Here is an 18377-nt window from a genome sequence, read left to right on the forward strand (position 1 = left end):
TTTAATGATGATACATACAGTTAAAATGTTCTGTTTTCCATTCTACGATAGAAAACAGAACGTATATTTGGTATAATCGAAATATACTATATGAAACGATGTACATGAGTTTGACATGTATGTATTAAGGTACGTACTACATAACAATAACTACGCTTTATACAAATCAATCGTTAGAAAGGAAAAGAAGTAATGAATCAAATTTCATTTGAAGATTTATTTGAAGAAGAAAACGTGAAAGAAAAGGTGGAGGTAGCTGAAATACCAGTACCTTTATCACCATTGCAAAGAGATATATTGGAATTAATGGATTCTGAAGAAATAAGTGCACTTGAGCTGTGTGAACAATTAATACGAGCTGGAAAAATATCAGATGAAAGATTCACAACGAATAAGCCGAAAGCATATGGAGAAGTATGCTTACTATTAGAAGGATTTGTTAAAGAAGGAAAGCTTATTTTTGTCAAAAGTGATGAGAAAAGAGATAGGGTTTATAAATTGAATGAAGAAATGTTTAAAGGATAAGGTGTGCAGGGGGAATTCATTCATTTTTCTCATTAAAAAAGGGTGTCAATCTTACTTAGATTGACACCCTTTTAATCATCTAACACCTTACATATTTACGCTTGAAACCAAGTCTTCCTCTATCAAGTTCTTTCTGAATACTTTCTGCAGCATTTAGCAAACTGCTTTTTTTATTATCACGTTTTACTTCAACTATACCAACTTCTTTTGCAATCTCGACTGCCTTTTCATGTAGTGGCACGTATGAAATTGCTACCGTGTTTAGAAAATTATTCATAGCGGATTTAGTTCGTTCTGGCGAATCATGGATTGTCTTTTTCACCATTTCAAGCATATCGGAAATTTTGCTTTCAGAAAACTCATCGTCTTTGCGATTTCCTAAAAGCCAGCAGTAGCAACTCCAGCCTGCAGACATTTGTAGCTCGTCCCCACTTGCAATCCATTTATCAGCAACATCTTGTGCAATATTTGATTCTGATAAAGTGACTGCGACCACATAATCAGACAACATATAAAAATACGCTCCGTCTATCCATCGATCAAAATCAGACTCACTCATAGCTTTCGGGTCCGCAATAATGCCTGCAAAATACATAGCATCGTAGTTGCCTGTGGCATAAAGTTCTTCTGCTAACTCTTGGTTTATTTTTATTTTTTTTGCGATTGGTTTCATAGCACCTGTAGCTACGCCGAAAACTGGCTCGTGCGCACCGTTAGATATGTATATTTTTTTCGTTCTTTCTTTGCCTAGGGACTCAAGCTCTTGCATAACTGTTTTAAAATCCAAAGTTGTGCACTTCCTTTCTTCATGTAAAAACCATTTTAATTGCGAACAACTAGCCTATATTTTTTATCATGTTTTCCATACTTTCTAATTTTAAATCTTATGTGAGCAGGATGTCTACTTTCTATAATTTGTCGATAGTACAGATAGTGATTTTGAAAGTCTAGATTTTTAGGATGAAAAACTACTGATTAAAGTTTCACTGTATCTTTGGCTCTTTCTCGGTATTATTATGTTATTATTTGGTAAGAGGATAAATGTAAAGTGAAACATGTGAGGTTGGTTATAAATGATAAAGAAATTTACTAGAGTAGTATTAACTGTAGTTATGCCAATTAGTATGATTGTGGGGTGTGGAAATACTGAAAAAACTGAAGAAAAAGAACCGAAAGCGATACAATCAGAGAAAAAGGACTATACGGATTACTCGTATGGAAGCAAAGATATAGTAGTAAGCGGAAAAGCGAAAGAACGTCAACAATACGAGGTTGGATATATGGATGATAATAAGTTAATTGGGATTGATGAAAATATTGAGGACTGTATCGTTTTAGATAACAAGGATGAAGCAGGTCTTGTTTGGAAACAAATAGAGCGTGGATCGATTATTGAAGTACAATATGGTAAGGACCGTAATGATATCGTAGGCGTACAATTAGTAGGAGATCGTGAGCCATACGAAATTAGTGATAAGTTTGATCGAAATACGATAAACGAGATTGTCGAAAACGTTAAAGGGAATTTGTAATAGAAGCTAAAATGAAAAAATATTTAAATTTACTATTAATAAAGTCGATTCCTTATGGAGATAAGAAATCGACTTTATTAATTATCTTTTTTGTAAGTTGCCTTTCCAAAAATTATAGCTATTATCAATAACTTCTTTTAATTTGAAATAGTTTTCCCAAGTATCTTTTACGTGGTAGAGAGTTTCTTCGTCTATAAAATCGTAAGAATGTAAAAATGTTAATATTTTTAAAGAGAACAAGTACAAAGAAACAGGATTTATTTAATAGATACTTGATAGTTATGAAAAATTATAAAGATCCTTCTTGTTGAAGAAAATCAGTAAAAGGTATCCGAATCTATTTTTGAGAAGTAGTGGTGTGTAAGGGAAGAAGTGCTTTTGACGGCGATTGCAATTGGTTATAAAATAATGTCTGTTAAGGGATTTTCTAGAAACTATCATTCGCCTGCTGGGGATAAAATGAAAAGGCGGAATAACCATATTTTTATACATAGTAGATTCATAGTCTTTCACGAATGAGAAAATAAAGGGAGGTTGAGATATTTACACGAACAGTGTAGGTATCGATTACAGCAATGAATATGAAAAAACGAGTAATCGCACTATCAACAAGTCTAGTAATTTTAGGGAGTGCACCTTTATCAATATCAGCAGAAGAGATAAATAAATCTCATACTGACCAGCTTAGTATTGCACAAGGAGAGCGTAGAACGAACGTATTACGTTATTCTAATTTCAATCTAGAAACTCCAGATCACATGCAAATTAATGAAGCAGAAGTATCAGAGAACGAGGAAATTCTTCTAGAAGAATATAAACATAAACATGATGAAACAGAAGAGTTACATAAAATGAAAGAAGCGAAAAAAGGTCAAGTAGCAGAAGATGAAGCTATTTCAAACATTGAAAAGGCATTTGAACATGTAGACGGACGAAATGATGGCTCTACTCGTGAAATGAAGCCAGTTGAAAAGCCAAAAGCTATTCAGTATAGTGCATCGGTGACTACAAAGAAATATGGAACACTTGCAGGTGTCCCGTTTGTAGAGTGGATTGTTCCAGCTGGAAATCCTGATATTCGCCCTGCAAATCCGATGAAAGCACGGTACATTACAATTCATGAGACTGCAAACACAGCTCGTGGTGCAAATGCTGAAAATCATGCGAAATATTTGTATAAACAAGCAACGGAAGGTACGTTCCGAACAGCTTCTTGGCATTTTACTGTAGATGATAAACAAATTTATCAACACTTACCAACAAACGAAAACGGTTGGCATGCAGGTGATGGCGATGGTTCCGGAAATAGAGAATCAATCGGTATCGAGATTGCGGTTAACCAAGATGGAGATTACAATAAAGCGCTAGAGAATGCAAAACGACTTGCAGGTTATTTAATGAACAAAGAAGGTATTAGTGCGGACCACATTTATAGGCATCAACAATGGAGCGGGAAAAACTGTCCTGATATTTTAATTTCTCGTGGGAATTGGACTGGCTTCGTACAAGGTATTCAATGGTATGCAAATGTTAACGCACAAATTGATTCGCCTTTACAAGAAAGAAATGAGCTATTTGATTCAAATGAATATAATCCAGCTGAACCTAATATGGAGCTTGTAGTGAATGGTGATGGTATAAACGTACGTAGTGGTTCGGGACTTGAGCATCATATCGTTCGTAAAGCTTCAAACGGAGATCGTTACAAAGTGTTAGCAGTTAAAAATGGTTGGTATAAAGTAGGTAACGATGAGTGGATTTTCTATAACCCAAGTTGGATTAAGATAAACTATAATGTGCCACATAAAGAAGTACAAAAACCAAAAGATGATATTACAGGTGGATGGTTTGAAGGGAACATTCGTAAGCTGAACAGCCTAGGAATTATGAACGGTGAAGGAAATGGTGTATTTGCGCCTTATCGTAATGTTACGAGAGCTGAGTTTGCAACATTAATCTCAAATGCTCTCAAGCTACCGGAAGGAAATAAGTCATTTGTAGATATTAACAAAGCGCATCCATCACTTCATAGCGGTATTAAACGTAGTGCAAGTGCGGGAATTATTAACGGTCGTGGCGGCGGGATTTTTGATCCTAATGCATCTATCACACGTGAAGAAGCATCGATCATGATTGACAACGCATTACAGTATAACGGTGTTACAGGTGAATTAGTTGCATTGCCATTTAGGGATAAACATTTGATCACATATAAACAGCCTGTTCAACGATTATATAGCTTAAAAGTAGTTACTGGTGTTGGAAATAATGAGTTTAATCCTAAAGGGACAGCAAATCGTGGTGAAGCAGCTGCCTTTTTAGTGAAGATGTTAGATGCAAGTCAAAAATAGAAAGAATGGTAAAGGAGCTATCCAACATGAAAAATTGGAACAGCTCTTTTTTTTAGCTCCTATGAAGCCCCTTCCAAGCCCCTTCCATGCCCCTTATAAGCACCTACCAAGTAATAAATCACTAAGAAAAAACAAAACAAAACAAAAACAACTACAAGAACAAAAAAGCGCGAAAAAATAAAACCGGCGTTGTAGTAGTTAAAAAAATTTGGAATTCAAATGCCAAAACAAACCCTTTATTCCTATATGTATATTGAAGGATTGAATTCTGCCTTTTTAAAAATAAAAGGAGGAGGAAAACATATGGCTGTGTACCGTAATGTGCAGGTGAACTTTTGGCAAGATGAATTCATATTAGATTTAACGCCAGAGGAGCGTTATTTTTACATATATTTGTTAACTAGTACGAAAACGAAGCAATGTGGAATTTACGTATTACCGAAGCGTGTGGCAGAACTTGAAACAGGCTACAATATGGAGACTGTTGAGAAGTTATTAAATAGGTTTGTTGAATACGGAAAGATTTTATACGATGCGGAAACGAAAGAGTTATATATAATAAATTGGCTACACTATAATCCTATTTTAAATACGAATGTAGAAAAATGTGTGTTACGTGAGTTAAAGGCTGTTAAAAATAAAGAATTTATACATATGTTTTTACGTACATGTCTGGAAGAAGAATGGAAGATTCCATTGTTATTGCAGTATTTTGGTATGCCAGAGGAAGAGGATACTAGTAGTTTACAAGAAGTTGTTGAAGAAATAGAAGATATGGAAGTGGAAGAGGATACTCAACATAGTGAAGTTTACAAATTTTACGAACAAAATATAAGTAGTTTATCCCCATATGTCGTGAAGGAATTGAAGAAGTGGATACGAAAAGTTTCAGGAGAAAGAGTATTAGAGGCACTTAAAATTGCATTTGAACAGAATAAGCGAACGTTTGCTTATGTGAAGGGGATTTTGAGGAATTGGTGTAGCGAATATGTTGGAGAGAAGTGTGTAATGGGTAGTTTAGAGAGAAGGAGAAGTGTTTTGAGTAGTGTGTTTTAATTTACATTAATTTAATATAGAATGTATGTTCGTTTTGGTGAGTTTTATGCTATACTACCATTAAATAAGGGTGTTTTCATAATAGATAAAAAGATGCGGGGGAACAAAGTTTGACTACAAATACAGCTCAGCTGTTTCAATATATTCATATGACAGAAGAACAGGAACAATTATCACTGCTATATTTACAAACAAAAGAAGAAGAGATTTTGAAAGATATTCAATTAACGACACTTCGAGATCAAAGAAGAGGCGATTTTGCTGAGCGATTTATAAATGATTTTAGAAAAGTGCATAAGCAAGATCCAGCTTTCTTACGATTATTCTATTATTTATTAGGGGAGCAGTTGTTAAATGTTCTTATAATAAGGTTTAAATATGTGGATTTTTCTAATATGAAGGTTTATTTAGAAAAAAGTACACTTCCATTGGATCAACTTGTAGTAATTGCATGTAAATATTTAACTAATATCTCTAGTTATGTGAATGAGGCGTATAGTTTTCTAAAAGAGTTGACAAAAGAGGATCCGAACTATATAGAGAGACAATTACATACTTTACTCAATAAGCAACAACTATCACTACTTCTCGTAATGTTTGAAGTAGATTATGAGAGGTTCCATACGTATAGCTCTTTATTGGAAGAGAGATTAAAAGAACATGCTGAATTTATTTTGAATTTGAATGGGGAAAAAGAAAAGATTGAAGCAACTGAAAGATATATAAAAGGTGAAAGTGATAGGGAATTATTTTTAGGTGGAAATTTACCGGACTATATTTGGCGACTGTTATTTCATGTTCATAAGTATTCAAACGTTGCGAGGCGATATGTGGAAATATTAGCAAAGAAAAACGTGTGGGGGTTTATGAATTATGCTACGCGCTATATGTGTCATGCTCTTGGCCAGCCTCAAAACTACAAAAGAACAGGTAGTGTAAATAAGAAAACGTATGAAGAAATTCAAAGTTTTTGTAAACAGTTTTGGATAGCTGAGGAAAGGTTTTTTGCGCACCGCCTAAGGCAACATAATTTGAATAGTGAAGACTTTTGTAAGACGTATGAATATGAATTGCTTTGCTTCATGTTGGAAGAAAATCCGGAATTTGTTCAACGCACTTTGCAATATGTAAGTAAAATGAATTATCTTATTATCGCGCGAACGTTAGCTGAAAAAGGACATGAGCTAAATAGAGGAAAAATGCGAGAAGAATTTTTTGTTGCTGCTTTGCAAATTAAATTGTCTACAATACGTGATACATATTGTAATTATTTACTAGGGAAAGTGTCACTTGAGGATATGAAGCACATACTTAAAAGTCCGAAATATAGAAGTATGTATTGGGGTATGCCGGTGTTAGAGGTTGCACTCCTTTGGGATATAGATGATGTAGCAAAAAGGGAAGCTGTACTTACACTACAATTCGGAGATGAATATAGTGTTAATTTATACGAACTTCTTTACGAATGCTCTGTCAGAGGGATAGAACCGAAACAAGTATTAGAAGAACTTCTTTCGTATGGGTTAAGTAAGGAAAAGTTGATTGCCTATGCAGTTGAACAAGCTGCATGCTACAGTGAAGAGAGAAATGAGGCGAAGGAAGCGCTTGTTCATGTCATTGTAAAAGAACAAGCGTACATAATTGAACGGTTTGATGAGTATTCTGCTGTTGCCAAAGCATATATTTTAGAAGTGTTAGCAAAGGATAATATGATTAAAATGCGTCCCATTTTAATTAAAACTTTAGGGGATTCATCTAAAAAAATGCGTGAGTCTGTAGTTAAACTTCTTTCAAGAGATGTAGAAGCTGCAGAGGATGTAGCGCTGGAACTTCATAATAAAAAGAAAATTGTTCGTGAAAATGTGATGAAACTGCTTATAGAGTATAAGATTGAAAAATATACAGAACTTGTACAGGAAGCTTTGCAAGATAAGAAGAATGCCTCTTTTGTTGAGAAGTTTGCTCCGTTACTTGAAACGGAGAGAAACTCAGAAAGTATAGAAGAACTTTGTGGACGTATCGTAACGGAACAAAAAAGAAATTCACTTATGCAATTGATTGGGGATGAACCACAAATCCGTCTTCGTCATTCTAATGAAATTGCCGATGCTACAATTCCATTAGCTTATTTGCAGCAGTACATTTCAGATTCTGTTATCGAGAAGAAAGAGGCAGCTGAAGCGATTGGGAGTACTTTAAATGAACAGGACTTGAAAGAATGTGTGCAAGAAATATATCAAACATGGATTTCTCAAGATGCAGATGTGAAGAAACGCGGTATTCTTTCGTTATATGGAATATATAGTGATGACAAAATGGTCGGTATACTGAAAAAGCAAATTGATGAATGGGTGCTCGATATGCGAGGGAAAATTGCAGCTGATGCTGTTCGGGCTTTAGGCTTGTCCTCATCTAAGCTTGCACTTATGTCTATTCATGCAATGGCCTTTAAATATAAACATAAACAAGTGCGTAATGCGGCAAAAGAAGCACTAAGTCTCGCTGCAAAAACACGTGGTATAACGGAAGAGGAGCTGGAAGATCAACTGGTACCAAATCTTGGTTTCAATATACGTGGTGAGAAAGAGATTGATTTTGGGAATAGATGTTTTACGGCCATATTAACTGCAGAGTCAAAAATTGAATTAGAGACAGAAGAAGGGAAACGTATGAAGTCACTTCCAAAGCCGAATGCAAAAGATGATATAGAAAAAGCTGAATTAGCTAAGAGAGAGGTATCCACTTTAAAGAAAGAGCTTCGAAGTGCTCTTTCCATGCAGAAACAACGTTTGGAAGCTGCTCTATCAAGAAAGCGCTATTGGTCATATTACTCCTGGAAGTCGGTATTTCTAGAGAATCCAATTATGAAGCAATTTGTAACTTCACTTATTTGGGGTGAATATACAGAAGGGAAGTTACTGAAAATGTTCCGTTATGCGGAGGATGGTACGTTTTATTCAATGATAGGAGAGAATCATGAATTTTCGTCTGGAACCGTGATTGGTTTCATTCATCCGTTAGAATTATCCGAAACGGAAAAGGAAATGTGGAAAGAGCAACTGGAACATTCGAAAATTGTCCAGCCATTTCTACAAATTGAACGTCCTGTGTTTGTAGTAGAGGAAGATGATAAGGTTACTGTTGAGAGATTTGGTGGTATTTTATTGAATGGTCGCTCGTTATTCGGTAAGATGACGAAACTTGGATGGATTCGCGGATCAGTTCAAGATGGCGGTGTGTATTATACGTTTTATAAAGAAGATACTCGCACTGGATTAGGGGCACAACTGTCATTTAGCGGAGCACCAGTTGGCTATGAAGACGAAGAAGATATATGTGTGTATGACATTGAATTTTATAAAGCAGGTACAGTGAATCGTGGTTCATATGAATACGATGAAATTGATGATGAAAGACGCATTGTGCCAAAAGAAGTAGATAAGTATTTCTTTAGTGAAATATTATATGATGTACAATTAGCGACCGATTCAAATCTTGGTCATAATGAAAGCTGGCGTAACAAACGATAAAAATTCCCCTTCATTTGTAGGAAAATGAAGGGGTTTTTCAGCTTTTCTAAAAGGTTCTTCCGTAAATAAAAGCGAATAGTTTGAGGAAGGAGGGGGTTATATGGAAGTTGTTATAAAAAAGAAACGAACTCGTGGTAAGAGAATTTTTATTTGGTCTAGTAGTATCGTCCTTTTGTTAGTTATATGTACAGCGATTTTTTTGAACATATATACGCTTAGATCTGTGCCAAAGATAGATGGAACGATAAAGCTAGAGGATTTACAACGTGCTGTTACGATAAAGCGAGATAGTAAAGGTGTACCGCATATTAAAGCGGAAAACGCACATGATTTATATTTTTCGCAAGGGTATGTACAAGCACAAGATCGGTTATTTCAAATGGATTTAAGTAGAAGGCAAGCTTCTGGGATGTTAAGCGAAGTTGTTGGGGAAGCAGCTATTGATCGAGATAAGTTGTTTCGAACGCTCGGTTTACGGCGAGCAGCCGAAGCGTCTGTTAATCAATATGATGGAGAAGCGAAATATGCTCTGCAGTCATTTGCTGATGGGGTGAATGCCTTTATACGCGAGGCAAAAGAGGAAAAGAAATTGCCAGTTGAGTTTACTATATTAGGCTATGAACCTGCTGAATGGTCCATTGTGGATACGTTAACGATTGGAAAGTATATGGCGTTTGATTTAGGGGGACATTGGCACGGACAGGCATTTCGATATTGGGCGCTGAAAAATCTGCCGAAAGAGCAAGCAAATGAGTTATTTCCTACATATCCGAAAGATGCGCCTAGATTGCTAGCTGAACTAAAAAATACAAATGTAGACGTAGCACAAAGTTTTGCAAAAACGATTATTCCGCCAGAGTTTAATGGTAGTAATAACTGGGTCATAAGCGGTGAGAAGAGTGCGTCTGGTAAGCCGATGTTAGCGGATGATCCTCATTTATCTCTTGCCACGCCTTCTATTTGGTATCAATCAAAACTTGAAATGAAAGATTTGAATGTGAGTGGCGTTATTTTCGCTGGAGTACCAGGTGTTATATTAGGGCACAATGACAAAATAGCATGGGGCGTTACGAATACCGGTCCTGATGTACAAGATTTATATATTGAAAAGCGAAATCCTAATAATGAAAACGAATTTCTATATAACGATAAATGGGAAAAAGCGACTGTTCTGGATGAATCTATTAAAGTAAAAGGCGGAAAGACAATACCGTATAATGTTACGGTTACGAGGCACGGTCCAGTCATTTCAGAGTTTGCGGATAAAGGGAAAGAGAAAACGAAAACAGTATTTGCTTTAAAGTGGACTGCTTTGGAGCCTTCCGCTGAATTAAAGGCTGTATTAAATATGAATCAGGCGAAAGACTGGAATGAGTTTGAAACGGCTCTTCAAGATTTTCATACACCAACTCAAAACTTTGTATTTGCATCAAATGATGGCACAATTGCTTATAAAGCAAATGGAAATATACCAGTGCGTAAAAAAGGTGATGGTAGTCTACCAGTGCCAGGATGGACAGATGAATATGAATGGGAAGGGTATATCCCATATGATCAACTTCCAAAAGTAATCAATCCAAAACAAGGGTTTATTTCTACTGCGAATAATAAAATTGTTGATGATCATTATCCGTACCATATTAGTAATACGTGGGCACAGCCATATAGGCAAATGCGTATTCAAGAGTTTTTACAAGAGAAGGAAAAGTATACGGTGAAAGATTTAGAAGAGTTACAGATGGATCAAAAAAATTTATATGGGAAAGAGTTTGCTCCTATATTTTTAAAAGAGTTAAATAAAGCATCTTTAAATGAAGTAGAGAAAGAGGGCGTAAAACAATTAACGAAGTGGAATTTTTACGATAGTAAAGATGAATCGGCACCGTTAATATTCCATCTATTAATGAAAGAGATTTCAAATACGTTATTTTCAAAAGAAATACCGAAAGATGTGATGGAGTTATTTGAAGGAAAGGCACAAGTTGTTGATGAATTAATTCGAAAAGAAGTAGCAGGAGAGAAGAGCGCTTGGTTTATGAAGTACGGAGGCTTCACAAAAGTTGTGCATACATCGTACGAGAATGTAATGAAGAAATTACAGAAGGAATATGGACCAGATGTTACGGAGTGGAAGTGGGGCGATTACCATCAACTTGCTTTTACACATCCAATCTCCAAATCATCTAGTATGTTAGCATTACTTGCATTTAATCGCGAAAAACCAGTTCCAATTGGTGGAAGCCAAGTTACTGTTCAAGCAGCGAGCTACGGCGATAACGGTATCGTCAATCACGGAGCTTCTTGGCGATTCGTCATTGATACGAAAGATATGTCAAACGGTTATCATATTGTAGGGCCAGGACAATCAGGACATTTTAGAAGTGATTGGTATCATGATCAAATAGATGATTGGGTAAATGGCACGTATCATACGACTACATTGAATACGGAGGGGATAGAGGGAAAAGTGTTAAATTTAGAGCCGAAGTGATCATATTTCCACTGATGAAAAATGTTAAATTAGAACATAACCCAGTCCTTAAATAATTTTAAAAGCCTACTATCAGTTAAATTGATAGTAGGCTTTTGTATTTTAGAGAATAAGATTAAATAATTTTATTATTCCAAAACAGTAAGTGTTTTAACATTTACTTATACGATAAGGAGCTTTATTTACTCTGTTACAAAGCAAACCACACAAAGCATTCTTTTTCTTTGTTGCTCATTTTTATACACCGCAAAACATTTTGTTATTCAATAATTCCAATTTCTAGAGCCTTTTGAACAGCTTCTTCTTTGTTACGGACTCCCAGCTTTGTATAAGCAGTGGAAGCATAATTTCTGACCGTACCACTCGATAAATATAATCTGGATGCTATGGCAGTGTATCGAAGTCCTTTTGCTACTAGTTTCAATATTTCTATCTCCCTAGCTGTTAGCTCATAAGCGATTGCTTTTGATTGTGATGTCTCTTTTGGCTCATCAAACTTCTCAAATATTTTGTGAGACATCCCCTGATCAATCAGTGTCCCACCTTTGTGAATAAGTCGGATCGTATTAGCTAGCTCCAACGTTTCAATAGATTTGAGTAAAAAACCATCCGCACCGTTGCGAAGTGATTCCAACGCCTGTTTGGTATCCTGAAACGTTGTGAAAATCAATACGCGGATATGTGGCCATTGTTGCTTAATCTTTTTGGTTGCTTCGACTCCATCCATGTGCTGCATATCTAAATCCATAAGTATAACATGAGGTTGAAGGCGTCCACACAAATCGATGGCTTGATTGCCATCCTCAGCCAAACCGACTACATTTAAATCTTCATATCTATCGAGTAGTGTCTTCAAACTTTCCCGGACAAATGGCTGATCGTCTACAATTAATAAACGAATAAGTCCATCTTTTATTTCAGTTTGTCGCGGTATGGTACAAGTAACAAGCATTCCTTCCTCTGGTTTTGTATATACGGACAAATGACCTTGCAAGTTCATTGCCCGTTCTTTCATCGCATTCATACCGAAGCCTTCTTGCCATTCTACATTTCCTTTTCCATTATCTTGAACTTCTAACCTCGTATATTGTTCGTCAAATTGCAATGAAACTATAATTTCAGTCCCCTGACCATGACGTACTGCATTCGTAAGGGACTCTTGTAAGCAACGAATGAATGCGATCTTCGCTTGCCGAGATAGTTGATATTCCTCTCCGAATGTCCTAAAACTTACATTAACCTGAGCGTGCTCTTGAAATTCGGCTCCAAGATTTTGGAGAGATTGAATTAAGGAAGGCGATTGACACGGAGAATCCATTTGATGTAGGTAACCTCTCACGTCCTCGATGCTTTTCCGTCCCATTTCAAGCAGAGAATCTAGCCTCTGTATCCCCATTTCAGTAGCAAGTTCGGTACGCAACGTTTCCATCCCCATAATAATAGAAGTATAAGCGTGACCAACTGTATCATGAAGCTCGCTCGACAGTCTGTTCCGTTCCTCGGCCAGTGTAATACGTTCAATCTGAGACATATATTGCTCAAGTACCGCGTTTTGTTTACGAATCGCTTCATTTTGCTTATGATTGACGATTAATAAATGGAAAGCAAAGCCCATTACGTAAGCAAGTCCATAGTAGGTAACCATAATCCAATAGTTATTACTTGGCGCAACCGCATAGAAAATTCCAGTTGTTATAAAAACTGTTATTGGAGCTGTCCAATAATAGGATAAATGTTTACTATTCGCAGCAATTAGAAACACCGATATAAGAAATGTGTTGTAAGCTTCCGGAAATAATGAGGTTAAATATATACATAGTCCACCATATAGCAGTATGTCTGTGAACAAATAATATTTATAATTGAATAGTAAGGCTACCCATGGAACAGAGAAAGCAATAATTTCCCAAAGAATAATAATCCAAAGTGGCAATGTTAAACTATCCTGAAAATCTAATGTGGTTATGGCGATAGAGACACTAACAAGTATACGGACTCCTAACATAATCCAATCGTACCAAAACCAATACTTAACCATATCTAACAAGTTATTTACCCCCTAAGTAGCCTACCTTTTTACTTCCTATATTATAAATTAATCCTTCATACATTGTTATACTTTTTAATTTTACGCTGCAATCCTCTCACAGAGGACAAACTTCTATCGATTTAGTTGCCGAATCATGCTACGTGTATAGCCTCCAATTCTCTTTGTTAAACAATCTACTATTCTAATACTTATGGCGGTAAATACTATACCCATAAACATTACAAAGAGTGACTTAGCAAAAGTATCTATTTGTATGAATATAATATTCATTTCGATGTATTGATACAGTAGTGGTGCCAACAGCAACATAAGTGGCATTACATAAAAAATGATTGCACTAATGAGACTGAAAATGCCAATCACTAATTTCTGCATTAACCAAAAGACAGCAGACCAAGTGTGACGATCTGTAAGCACTAATTTCACTTGAGCCCAGTTCGATGTATCCATTGTTATACTTCTATCGTAAGAGTCTGTTGAAATATCTGTATAAATTTTTGTCTGTATGCGCTCGAATTGGACAAAGGGTGTGGTAGTCTGTAGTACGCGTATAACTAGTGGAATCCCAACTACCGTAAATGAAAGGGTGAAGCTAAATAGCAGAGCTATTAGATAAAAACAAAAATAAAACAATCCTGTAACGAAAGTTAGCAATAAAAAATAACCATTCTGGATGAATCTTGATTTCATAAAGTTCTCGCTCCTATCTATGTAATAACCGAATTGTACTGCTTTTTTTGTCATTCTCACTAGTGTAAAAATGTCATATGATATTTTTAAATGATGCAAAAAAGGGGAGAGTAACCTACTTCTAGTTAAAAAAGGTGCTTATATGAATCTCCATAAAACAATCCCGTTCTTACATCTGCAAGAACGGGATTGTTTTATACTTTTATTTAATATGAGATGGACTTGTTTTTCGAATGTGAAAAATAATATCAAATTGCTCAAGCAATGACTTATTAAAGTATGCCGAGTCGTTCGGTAAGAGTCGTGCCCCTATACTTAGTAATGGTCGTTTTGCTTTAACCCATTTATCTGCTGGTCCTTTAAGGTGACGGTTATCCAATAAAAACATTTTATATGGTACTTTTCCTAGGGTATAATTGAAACTATTTATATCTTGTGGAATCGGATTCGTTATAATCTTATCTCCGGTGTCATTGTATAAGGTGAAATTTCCCTCCGTAGTTGTACTACCAATTGTGACATAATTATTGTCTAAACGTTCCTTCAAAAATTGCCCCGCAACATAAGGGTATAATTCCTCATCGATAATTCCTTTAGCTATATGAATATTGTGTCCCCATACCATCGTTTTACCACCTAATGTCTCTTGTGCCCACATTGCATGATCGGTCAAGTATTGCTCATGCAGCTTTAACATACTTGGATAGTCGTTAGGAATTAGCATTGTGGTAAATTTCTCTATTGCAATTGCCGTTGCTTTCGCCCAGATGTACTCGGATGAAACTATTTCTGTGTTGGCTTGCCCATTCTCATCTTTTAGTAATCGAGCTACTCTCTCAGCGTTTGCTTTGAACTTTTCTTTTATTTCAGGAGCAAGGTCCATATATTCCTTTGTACTTCCATGAAAAGCCGACAATTCTTTATAATTTTCTTCTACTTCTGCCAACAAATCTGGTCGATGCAGTTTTACATAATCAATTACTTTATTAAAACAACCTTGGTCCAACTCCTTTAAGTCGAGCCCGATAAATTGGATCTTTTTTGTATTGGATGGATTAGCATTATAATCTTTCATCCACTCAATCATGGCTAAAATTTCATCAGTAGGATATAACAAGTTTAAAAAATCCCTAGGGTTTCCTTTTCCTGTTTGGATATATTCATTTAGCTTTAAGCCATTTCCCCAATCTTCTTCCATTGTGAAATTTGTAAAACCCATCTCAGTAACCAAATATTTCACAAGGCGAAACTTCATAGTGAAAATTTCAGAGCTTCCATGAGTATTCTCTCCTAATCCTACATATTGTGCGTTCCCAATCATTTTCTTAAGTGGTTTTAAATCCTCAAATGATTTTGATGGGTCTATCGTTTTTAACGGGTAAGCCTGTGATTGTATTGATTTAACTATATTTTTTTGGATTGATTGACCTGAATTTTCGACTGCTACTGTTTGAGCGTTTCCTACTTCCACACATCCTGTGACTAATAAAGCTGTACTAACCATTGCAATGATTCTTTTCTTATTCATTTTCTCCACCTCAATTGAATTATTTGTAAAAGCAAGATTGATTCATGTACTTGCACGAATCAATTGCCTTAATTCAATTGTTAGCTAGCTCATATCATATTTTCTAGTTACATATTGTCATAAGGTTAATTGACACAAGTCATAGAATAATCATTACACTTTTGTACTACCGGCTATGACAACTTATAAATAATAATTCCATTGATGAGTCGCAAGTAAGACTAGATTATAAGTTTGGGAGGGATTTTAACGATGAATGATCTGTATACCAAAATATTTTTATTCTAAGTTGTGTCTTTTGAAATGAAAAAAGTACATTCGATAAACAAGTGAATGAAAGGGAAAGGGCGGATTACAATGATATTACACGCAAAATCGTTCCATAATAAAGATAAAATCCAACGTGCTAAAATAGGACTTCAACTCTTTTTGAGTATCTTAATCATTACTTCTATTATTCTAAATGTAGTAGTAATAATTACGAAAAGTATGCCGCTTATTGTGGTATATATGTTTACTCCAGCATTTTCTTCTATTTTGACTCGCATAATACTGAAAGAAGGATTTAAAGATGTATCTTTTAGTCTCGGTAACTTAAAGATATGGAAGGGGATTGGTCTTGCTCTGCTAATACCTATGATTATTTGTGGAATTACTTATTCTATCGCCTGGTTGAGCGGAATTGCAGGGTTTCAGCATCCCGAAGGTGGTATGTTAGAACCGATCTACAATTTACTTGGGCTTCAGTATGTAACGGCACCATTCAGTTTCATTTATCTAGTAGTATTGAGCGGTATTTTCGGAAGTTTGCTTAACTTAATCCCAGTTTTGGGAGAAGAAATGGGTTGGCGAGGTTATATGCTCACAAGGCTCGTTGATGCAGAGTTTTCACGGCCTATCCTTATTAGTGGATTGATTTGGGCAACGTGGCATGTTCCAATTGTTATGGCTGGTTTATATGTAGAGGGACCATCTGTCGTTTTTTCAGTACTTGGCATCTATTTTTGTATTGTACCATTCAGTTATATTACGGCTTATTTACGACTTATCACAGGTAGCGTTTGGCCTTCGGTTATCATCCATACTACTTGGAATGCCATTATTCAAGGACTTTCGCACGTGCAAGTACAGGATATCAAACTGAGATTTGGATTGGAGAATCTGGCTTGATAACCGCTATTATTATCTTGATAACTGCAATAATTATGTCTCGAATAATGAAGTAAATGTAATAGTAATACAAACAAAAAGCGAATATAGATAAAAAATTTTTGATACATTTCTAAGTATAAAAATTTAATTATACGAAAAAATAGATTCGGTTAGGGTATCAGAAAAAATTAAATAACTTCAATTGTAAAAAGATAAAAAAGGAGCGGAAATACGCTCCTTTTTTATCTACCTTACTATTTTTAGGAGGTTAGTCTGAATAAGATATGGATAAAGGGTGAATAGCATTTTTATTGTTGAAATTTCATTAAATATTCTTGTGGAATATATGTGAAACATTGTATAGAATAAGCAAGAATGCCAAAAATTATAGGGGGGAAGTTGTGAAGAAAAATAAGAGTTTAATAAGTTTTTTAGGAGTGTTTATTATGCTGTTTTCTTTTTATTTTCAAGGAAATGTACAGGCCGATGTAAATACTGTTCAATCTGGGAAAATCAAATCAGGAAATGTAACGGTATGGGAAGTTGGAAATGTGGCAAAAGTGTTAGCTGATGTAGAGCGTTTAAATTTAAATACAGTAAATGTACCAATTCAAGTAGATATTCCGAACGTGACTTCTACGAACATGGTAATTAATCAAGCGCAAAAGCAACAGGCTATTCTTTTAATTCGAGAATTATCAAAGCGTAATATTCAAGTTATTGTGGAACCGTTCCCATATATGCAGCAAGGAAATATTGGGGAAACGGAATGGAATCCGAGTAATATTAATGATTTCTTCTGGAATTGGAAAACGGTTATTTTGCAAGACATCTTTAACTCGATTACAAGTAAATACAATGTGTATGGGCTTAAGATTGCTTCTAATTTTGTAAATATGGAATATGCAGAAGGATACTGGAGCGATACGATTGATTTTGTTCGCCAGCAGTATAAAGGAAATGTTTTGTATCAAATGAATTGGTGGTTAACAGCAAGCTGGGATCTTTCTTATGAAGCGAAGTTTGTAGAGAAAATCAATCGTCCGTATTTAAAAAAGGTGGATATTGTTAGTATCGATAGTTGGTTTGAAGTTTCAGGGAAAAGAAATCCATCGTATGAAGAGGTAAGACAAAATTTATTTGCGACTACAGTATATAATCGTGGACAAAATGTCGTTCAACAACTAGAACAATTACATAAAGCAACAGGAAAGCCAGTTTACTTTGGTGGATTTAACGTTCCAGCGCGTGAATTGGGCTTACAAAATCCGTGGAATCCAGATGTTTCTAATGTATTTTCAAAAGACATACAATTAAACGGATGGCGCGCTTACCGTGATGTATTAGAACCGAAACCGTATTTTAAAGGTTTTTCAATTTGGTTTATTGGTTCTCATAATAGTACGCATGCATATCAAATACATAGTCAAGAAACGGCAGCAGTTATTAATGACTGGTACCGAAAATAATTT

Annotated in this window: 12 protein-coding genes and 2 pseudogenes; 9 read left to right on the top strand and 5 right to left on the bottom strand. The window is 35.5% G+C overall.

What is annotated here, in order from left to right; all coding sequences use genetic code 11:
- Positions 1-192 precede the first annotated feature (192 nt).
- Positions 193-525 carry a DUF3895 domain-containing protein gene (locus MR079_RS10105; RefSeq protein WP_048555417.1) on the top strand — a complete coding sequence of 111 codons (333 nt, stop codon included), beginning with the start codon at positions 193-195 and terminating at the stop codon, positions 523-525.
- A 79-nt stretch (positions 526-604) separates the two neighbouring features.
- Here the strand turns inward: MR079_RS10105 and MR079_RS10110 are convergent, their stop codons facing one another.
- Positions 605-1312 (bottom strand): DNA alkylation repair protein, encoded by a 708-nt coding sequence (locus MR079_RS10110; RefSeq protein WP_242293958.1) that lies wholly within the window; start codon positions 1310-1312, stop codon positions 605-607.
- Positions 1313-1598: 286 nt separating this feature from the next.
- Here MR079_RS10110 and MR079_RS10115 point away from each other — a divergent pair, with 286 nt between their 5' ends.
- A complete protein-coding gene (locus MR079_RS10115; RefSeq protein ID WP_242293959.1) occupies positions 1599-2057 on the top strand; it encodes a hypothetical protein in 459 nt (152 codons plus the stop codon).
- 81 nt (positions 2058-2138) lie between these two features.
- Here the strand turns inward: MR079_RS10115 and MR079_RS29540 are convergent.
- Positions 2139-2255, bottom strand: a pseudogene (locus tag MR079_RS29540) (DUF7832 domain-containing protein); the annotation flags it as partial.
- A gap of 377 nt (positions 2256-2632) precedes the next feature.
- Here MR079_RS29540 and MR079_RS10120 point away from each other — a divergent pair.
- The 5 genes from MR079_RS10120 to MR079_RS10140 all read left to right on the top strand — a co-directional run bounded on the left by MR079_RS10120 (position 2633) and on the right by MR079_RS10140 (position 11485).
- Positions 2633-4408, top strand: a complete 1776-nt coding sequence (locus tag MR079_RS10120) for an S-layer homology domain-containing protein (protein ID WP_242293960.1) — start codon at positions 2633-2635, stop codon at positions 4406-4408.
- Positions 4392-4589, top strand: a complete 198-nt coding sequence (locus MR079_RS10125) for a hypothetical protein (RefSeq protein ID WP_242293961.1) — start codon at positions 4392-4394, stop codon at positions 4587-4589. Before MR079_RS10120 ends, MR079_RS10125 begins: the two co-directional genes overlap by 17 nt.
- Before the next feature lie 122 nt (positions 4590-4711).
- On the top strand, positions 4712-5464 hold the full coding sequence (locus MR079_RS10130; RefSeq protein ID WP_242293962.1) for a DnaD domain-containing protein: 753 nt from the start codon (positions 4712-4714) through the stop codon (positions 5462-5464).
- A gap of 110 nt (positions 5465-5574) precedes the next feature.
- A complete protein-coding gene (locus tag MR079_RS10135; protein ID WP_242293963.1) occupies positions 5575-8994 on the top strand; it encodes a DUF4132 domain-containing protein in 3420 nt (1139 codons plus the stop codon).
- Between the two features lie 100 nt (positions 8995-9094).
- Entirely contained in the window at positions 9095-11485 is a 2391-nt protein-coding gene (locus MR079_RS10140) for a penicillin acylase family protein (RefSeq protein WP_242293964.1), read from the top strand.
- 259 nt (positions 11486-11744) lie between these two features.
- Here the strand turns inward: MR079_RS10140 and MR079_RS10145 are convergent, their stop codons facing one another.
- The 3 genes from MR079_RS10145 to MR079_RS10155 all read right to left on the bottom strand — a co-directional run bounded on the left by MR079_RS10145 (position 11745) and on the right by MR079_RS10155 (position 15753).
- On the bottom strand, positions 11745-13532 hold the full coding sequence (locus tag MR079_RS10145; protein ID WP_242293965.1) for a helix-turn-helix transcriptional regulator: 1788 nt from the start codon (positions 13530-13532) through the stop codon (positions 11745-11747).
- Between the two features lie 114 nt (positions 13533-13646).
- Positions 13647-14225, bottom strand: a complete 579-nt coding sequence (locus MR079_RS10150) for a sensor domain-containing protein (RefSeq protein ID WP_242293966.1) — start codon at positions 14223-14225, stop codon at positions 13647-13649.
- Positions 14226-14427: 202 nt separating this feature from the next.
- Complete coding sequence (locus tag MR079_RS10155; protein WP_242293967.1) at positions 14428-15753, bottom strand: erythromycin esterase family protein; 1326 nt, start codon at positions 15751-15753, stop codon at positions 14428-14430.
- Between the two features lie 357 nt (positions 15754-16110).
- Between MR079_RS10155 and MR079_RS10160 the strand changes: the two are divergent.
- Together MR079_RS10160 and MR079_RS10165 are read left to right on the top strand one after the other, a co-directional pair.
- A pseudogene (locus tag MR079_RS10160) lies at positions 16111-16979 on the top strand (CPBP family glutamic-type intramembrane protease).
- Positions 16980-17306: 327 nt separating this feature from the next.
- Complete coding sequence (locus tag MR079_RS10165; protein WP_242293968.1) at positions 17307-18374, top strand: glycoside hydrolase family 113; 1068 nt, start codon at positions 17307-17309, stop codon at positions 18372-18374.
- Positions 18375-18377: the final 3 nt, after the last annotated feature.

Source organism: Bacillus cereus group sp. BfR-BA-01381, assembly GCF_022663555.1.
GTDB lineage: Bacteria > Bacillota > Bacilli > Bacillales > Bacillaceae_G > Bacillus_A > Bacillus_A pacificus.

What these genes read in the sequence shown, in the direction of transcription:
- MR079_RS10125 (WP_242293961.1), top strand. Translation starts at nt 4,392, where the DNA reads ATGCAAGTCAAAAATAGAAAGAATGGTAAAGGAGCTATCCAACATGAA.
- MR079_RS10140 (WP_242293964.1), top strand. Translation starts at nt 9,095, where the DNA reads ATGGAAGTTGTTATAAAAAAGAAACGAACTCGTGGTAAGAGAATTTTT.
- MR079_RS10105 (WP_048555417.1), top strand. Translation starts at nt 193, where the DNA reads ATGAATCAAATTTCATTTGAAGATTTATTTGAAGAAGAAAACGTGAAA.
- MR079_RS10155 (WP_242293967.1), bottom strand. Translation starts at nt 15,753, where the DNA reads ATGAATAAGAAAAGAATCATTGCAATGGTTAGTACAGCTTTATTAGTC.
- MR079_RS10150 (WP_242293966.1), bottom strand. Translation starts at nt 14,225, where the DNA reads ATGAAATCAAGATTCATCCAGAATGGTTATTTTTTATTGCTAACTTTC.
- MR079_RS10115 (WP_242293959.1), top strand. Translation starts at nt 1,599, where the DNA reads ATGATAAAGAAATTTACTAGAGTAGTATTAACTGTAGTTATGCCAATT.
- MR079_RS10120 (WP_242293960.1), top strand. Translation starts at nt 2,633, where the DNA reads ATGAATATGAAAAAACGAGTAATCGCACTATCAACAAGTCTAGTAATT.
- MR079_RS10130 (WP_242293962.1), top strand. Translation starts at nt 4,712, where the DNA reads ATGGCTGTGTACCGTAATGTGCAGGTGAACTTTTGGCAAGATGAATTC.